Here is a 6,696-nt window from a genome sequence, read left to right on the forward strand (position 1 = left end):
TGTCACCCAGCAGAGCCCCGGCACACACCAGAACCATCCGCGGATCGATCTCACCCGCCTCGACCGCCGCAGCCACCTCACCGACACCGGCGAAGGACCGCACCCGCACCCCAACGGCCCCCAACCCCTCCACCAGCCCGAAACGGTCGGCACCGACCAGCGCCCACTCCCCGTCCGGAACCACAGCCTCGGGCACCACGGCCCAGTCCTGGGCGAACAGGGAATCGGCCAGTCCGCTGTCGGCCGCCTGCAGTTGCTGCACGGACACCGGACGCTTCACCAGCGAGCCCACCGACACGACCAGGGCTCCGGTCGTGTCCGCGGCCGTCAGCGACAGACCACCCTGCGCGTCACGGCGCAGCCGCACCCGCAGCACCGACGCACCACTGGCGTGCAGTTCCACGTCCGTCCAGGCGAACGGCATCAGCAGCCGGCCCGGCTCACCGTCGACCACCGCGTCCGCGTCCGCCAGGACCGCTCCGTGCAGGGCCGCGTCGAGCAGGGCCGGGTGCAGACCGAACGCGCCCGCCTCCTGCGCCACCGACTCCGGCAGCGCCACCTCCGCGAAGATGTCCTCCCCCCGACGCCAGGCCGCCTGCAACCCCTGGAACGCCGGACCGTACACATCGGTCAGCAGCACCGCGTACAGATCCGCGATGTCCATCGGCGCGGCATCCTGCGGCGGCCACGCCTTCAGATCGTCTTCGATCGCCTCGGTCGTCTTGGCGGGGGCCACCACGCCACCGGCGTGCTGCACCCACTCCTGCTGTGCACTCGCCTCGTCGGGGCGGGAGAAGACCTCGATCGTCCGGCGCCCGTCACCGTCGGCGGCAGCGACGACCACCTGTATCTGGACCCCGCCGCCGTCGGCGGGCACCACCAGCGGTGCCTGCAGCGTCAGTTCCTCCAGCAGACCACAGCCCACCTGGTCACCGGCCAGCACCGCCAGCTCCACATAGCCGGTGCTGGGCAGCAGCACCACGCCGCCGACCGCGTGGTCCGCCAGCCACGGATGCGTACGCACCGACAGCCGGCCCGTGCACACCAGCCCGGCGCCACCGGCCAGCTCCACCGCCGCACCCAGCAGCGGGTTGCCCACCGCGCCCAGTCCGAGTGACACCACGTCGCCGCCGGCCGCCCCCAGGGCGGACAGGGACAGCAGGCCCTCGGGCCAGTACCGCTCGTGCCGGAAGGCGTACGTCGGCAGCTCCACCTGCTCGCCGGCCGGCAGCACCGCGGTCCACTCGACCGCCGCACCCTGCGCGAACGCCTCGGCGAGCGAGGTGATCACACGGCTCGCCCCGCCGTCGTCCCGCCGCAGCGTCCCGCACACGGCAGCGGGCACCACGCCCGGACCGGCGTCCTGCGCGACCTCTTCGAGGGTGTCGTTCATCGCACCCAGCAGCACCGGGTGCGGGGAGACCTCCACGAAGACCTGGTGGCCCTGACCGGCCAGGGTCCGCACGGCCCGGTCGAAGTGCACCGAGGCCCGCAGGCTCGCGTACCAGTACTGGGCATCCAGCTCGGGCCCGGACAGGGTCTCGCCCGTCATCGCGGAGACCATCGGCACCCGGCCCTGACGCGGAGCTATCCCCGCCAGGACAGAGACGATCTCCTCCTCCAAGCGGTCCACCTGAGCCGAGTGCGAGGCATAGTCCACCGCGACCATCCGCGCCCGGACACCCTCGGCCTCCAGCTCCGCCTGCAACTCCTTCAACGCCTCCGGCTCACCGGAGACCACCACGGCGGAAGGGCCGTTCACCGCCGCCAGCGACAGACGCTCACCCCAACGCGGAAGCCGCTCCTCGACCGCCGCCGCGGACTGGGTCACCGACATCATCCCGCCGGCACCGCCCAGCACCTTCAACGACTGCGAGCGCAAGGCCACCACACGGGCGCCGTCCTCGACGCTGAGCATCCCCGCGACCGTCGCCGCCGCGATCTCACCCTGCGAATGACCGACCACCGCATCCGGGGTCACACCCGCGGCCTCCCACACCGCGGCCAGCGACACCATCACCGCCCACAGCGCGGGCTGCACCACATCCGCCGCCTCCAGCGCGGGAGCACCCTCCGCACCGGCCAGGACATCGGACAGCGACCACGGGACATACGGAGCGAGCGCCTTCTCGCACTCCGCCAGCCGCTCCGCGAACACCGGGCTGGCCTGGGCGAGTTCACGTCCCATACCGAGCCACTGCGAACCCTGCCCCGGGAAGACGAACGCCGTCCGTGCATCGTCCCTGACGACACCCGAGACGACCGCGCCGCTGGGCACCCCGTCGGCCAGGCTCTCCAGACCGGCCACCAGCTCGCCGCGGTCACCGCCCACCACGACGGCCCGGTGCTCGAAGGCCACTCGCGTGGTCGCCAGCGACCACGCCACGTCCGCCGGCTCCGCCTCCGGCCGCTCCGCGACCCAGGCGCGCAGCCGGCCCGCCTGCGCCGTCAGGCCCTCGGCCGAACGGCCCGACACCAGCCACGCACCGGAACCCGACACCACCGGAGCGGCAGCACCGGCACCGCCCTCGTCCGCCGTCCCGGCCGCACCGTCCTGCGGCGCCGCGCTCCCCTGCTCGTCCTCCCCGGGCTCGGCGTCCTCGGGCTCGGCGTCCTCGGCGGGCGCCTCCTCCAGGATGACGTGGACGTTCGTACCGCTGCCGCCGAACGAGGACACACCCGCACGGCGCGTACGCTCCCCGGCCGGCCACGGCGCCGGCTCCGACAGGAGCTCGACCTCACCGACCGACCAGTCCACGTGCGGCGTGGGCTCGCCCACGTGCAGCGTCTGCGGCAGCTGCTCGTTCTGCAGCGCCAGCACCATCTTGATCACACCGGCCACACCGGACGCCGCCTGCGTGTGCCCGATGTTCGACTTCACCGAACCCAGCCACAGCGGCCGTCCCTCCGGCCGCTCCTGGCCGTAGGTCGCCAGCAGCGCCTGCGCCTCGATCGGGTCACCCAGCGTGGTGCCCGTACCGTGCGCCTCCACCACGTCCACATCGGCGGCCGACAGCTGGGCGCTCTCCAGCGCGGCACGGATCACCCGCTGCTGCGAGGGGCCGTTGGGCGCCGTCAGACCATTGGACGCACCGTCCTGGTTCGCCGCGGACCCGCGGATCACCGCGAGCACGCGATGGCCCAGCCGCCGCGCCTCGGACAGCCGCTCCACGACGATCATGCCCGCGCCCTCGGCCCAGCCCGTCCCGCTCGCGTCCGCGGAGAAGGCGCGGCAGCGTCCGTCCGTCGCCAGGCCCTGCTGCCGGGAGAACTCCATGAAGTTGCCCGGGTTCACCAGGACCGTCACGCCACCGGCCAGCGCCATGGAGCACTCGCCCGACCGGATGGCCTGGCAGGCCAGGTGCAGTGCCACCAAGGACGACGAACACGCGGTGTCCACCGTCACCGCCGGGCCCTCCAGGCCCATCGCGTACGACACCCGGCCCGATATCACGCTGGGCAGGTTGCCGGTCATCATGTGGCCCTCGAACCCGGCCGTGCCCTCCTCGGACATCGCCAGGCTGATGGCGTAGTTCGACGTGAAACCGCCGACGAACACGCCGGTCTTACTGCCGCGCAACGCCCCCGCGTCGATTCCCGCCCGCTCCAGCGCCTCCCACGACACCTCCAGCATCAACCGCTGCTGGGGGTCCATCGCCAGCGCCTCGCGCGGGCTGATCCCGAAGAACCCCGCATCGAAGCCGCTCGCATCCCGCATGAATCCGCCGGACTGCGTGATCGACTTACCGGACTTCTCCGGATCCGGGTCGTAGATGTTCTCCAGGTCCCACCCGCGGTCGGTCGGGAACTCGCCGACCGCGTCGCCGCCCGCCGCCAGCAACTCCCAGAATTCCTCCGGGCTGTCCGCACCGCCCGGCAACCGGCATGCCATCCCCACGATCGCCAACGGCTCCTGGTCGCCGGCCTCCAGCTTGCGCAGGCGCTGACGCGTCTCCTGGAGCTCGGCTGCAGCCTTCTTCAGGTATTCGAAAAGCTTCTCTTGGTTGTCCACAGGGACTCCTTACTAAACCATGCCGCCAATAAGCCCGAAGCGATTAGTTGGACAGACCAAGTTCCTTGTCGAGAAACTCAAACACCTGGTCGGGTGTTGCCGATTGGAGTTCGACCTTTTCACTCTCGGACTCCGCTCCGCCCTGCTTTTCGATCCACCTCGACAGAATGCTCTGCAGCCGCCTGGTGATGCTTTCGCTCGTGTCGTGATCGGTTGCCGAAGTCGCCAGACTGGATTCGAGCCGGTCGAGTTCGGCGAGTATCGGTTCCGAAGCTTCTTCTTCCTGGACGAGTTCGGCCCGCAGCCAGGTGGCGAGCTCCACGGGAGTCGGATAGTCGAAGATCAATGTCGCGGGCAGCCGCAGTCCGGTCGCCGCGTTCAGACGGTTCCGCAGCTCCACCGCGGTGAGCGAGTCGAAGCCGAGTTCCTTGAACGCCTGCCTGGCCTGGAGCGCATCCGCCGAGGCGTACCCCAGCACCGCTGCCGCCTCGGCCCGCACCACATCGGTCAGCAGCCGGTCCTGCTCGGCCCGGCCCATACCGGCCAGACGCCGGCCCAGGTCCTCTTCACCGCGCGGGACGTCGGCGGACCCGGCACGGGCGGCGGCCAGCCGGCGGACCTCGGGCAGGTCCCGCACCAGCGGCCTGTCCTGCAGGTCCGACGAGCCGGGCGCCGCTGCCAGCTGGGCCCAGTCCACGTCCATCACCGTCACGACGGCGTCGGGGCCCTCCAGCGCCTCGCCCAACGCCCGTACCGCCAGCAGCGGGTCCATCGCCGGCATCGGAACCCGCTTCATCCGCGCCTGGATCGCGTCCTTGGACTCGGCCAGGCCACCGCCGCCCCACAGCCCCCAGGCCACCGACAGACCGGCCATTCCACGGGCCCGCCGCTTCTCGGCCACGGCGTCGAGGAAGGCGTTCGCGGCGGCGTAGTTGCCCTGGCCGGCCGAGCCCAGCGTCGATGCCGCCGAGGAGAACAGGACGAACGCGTCCAGGTCCAGGTCCGCGGTCAGCTCGTCCAGGTGGGCCGCGCTCGCCGCCTTGGCCGCCAGCACCGTCTCCAGGCGCGAGGCCGACAGGCGGTCCACCACGCCGTCGTCCAGCACGGCCGCGGTGTGCATCACCGCGGACAGCGCGGGACCGGTCCGCCCCGTCCAGTCCACCACCCCGGCGAGGTCGGAACGGGCGCTGACGTCACAGGCCACCACGTCCACGCGGGTTCCCTGGGCGGCCAGTTCGGCGGCCAGCGCCGCGATGCCGTGGGCGGCGGGCCCGGAGCGGCTGGTGAGCACCAGCCGCGCCGCGTCCCCCTCGGTCAGCCACCGCGACACGTGGCCGGCGATGGCGCCGGTCCCGCCGGTGATCAGCACACTGCCCCGGGGCGTCCAGCGCCCTTCGCCGCGGGCCTGCGGGCCCCGGCCCATCCTGCGGCCCAGCACCCCGGACGTCCTGATGGCGACCTGGTCCTCGCCGCAGCCGGCCAGCACCGCCACCAGCCGCGCGCCGGCCCGGTCGTCGACCGTCTCGGGCAGGTCGACCAGGCCGCCCCAGCGGTCCGGGTGTTCCAGACCGACGACCCGGCCGAGGCCCCACGCCTGGGCCTGCACCGGACTGGCCGGCGCCTCGCCCGGCGTGGCCGCGGCCGCGCCGCACGTGGCGATCCACAGCGGGGCCACGACTGCGGCGTCACCCAACGCCTGCACCAGGCCCAGCGTCGCGGCCAGACCACCGGCCACCACCGGGTGATCCGGCAACGGCGCCTCGTCCAGCGCCAGCAGCGACAGCACACCCACCACACCGCCGGGCTCCACGCCCCCGTCCTGCAACGCCCGCACCAGCAGCCCGGCGACATCGGCCCGCTCGACGGTCCCGGCCGGAACCTCCACCACCACGACCCCGGCCCCACGCGCCATGAGCGCCGCCGCACATCCCTGCGCCGGGCCGTCAGCGGCCAGTCCTGCGGGGGCCGCCACGAGCCATGTCCCGGAGAGCACACGAGGGTCCGGCTCGGCGATCTGCGTCCAGCCCATCCGGTAGCGCCAGCCGGCGGTCACCGACCGGTCCTGCTCACGGCGCCGCCAGGACGCCAGCGCCGGCAGCGCCTCGTTGAGCGGCCGGTCGCCGTCCACCGCCAGCGTGTCGGCGAGCTGCGTGAGGTCTCCGCCCTCGACGGCCGCCCAGAACTGGGCCTCCGCCGCCGTGCTCGCACCGTCCCCGCCCGCCGGGGCACCCGCGGCCGGCAGGGCCGCGGCGCCCTTCGGCCAGTACCGCTCGTGCCGGAAGGCGTACGTCGGCAGCTCGACCCGGCCCGCGGACGGCAGTACGACGGTCCAGTCCACCGCCACACCGTTCACGAACGCCTCGGCCAGCGAGGTGACCAGGCGCTGCGCACCACCGTCATCACGCCGCAGCGTCCCGCAGACAGCAGCGGCCACCGCGTCGGGACCGGAATCCTGCGCGACCTCTTCGAGGGTGTCGTTCATGGCACCCAGCAGCACCGGGTGCGGGGTGACCTCGACGAACACCTGGTGACCCTGACCGGCCAGGGTCCGCACGGCCCGGTCGAAGTGCACCGAGGCCCGCAGGCTCGCGTACCAGTACTGGGCATCCAGCTCGGGCCCGGACAGGGTCTCGCCCGTCATCGCGGAGACCATCGGCACCCGGCCCTGACGCGGAGCTATCCCC

2 protein-coding genes are annotated in these 6,696 nt (G+C 72.8%); both read right to left on the reverse strand.

From position 1 onward, the window contains the following. Nucleotides 1-4,012: type I polyketide synthase (locus ACZ7P3_RS42435; RefSeq protein WP_472090035.1), on the reverse strand; the 4,012-nt coding region annotated here is incomplete at its 3' end. Nucleotides 4,013-4,055: 43 nt separating this feature from the next. After that, on the reverse strand, nucleotides 4,056-6,696 hold a 2,641-nt coding region (locus tag ACZ7P3_RS42440), incomplete at its 5' end, for an SDR family NAD(P)-dependent oxidoreductase (protein ID WP_472090036.1).

It is taken from the genome of Streptomyces sp. NPDC107581 (genome assembly GCF_055657175.1).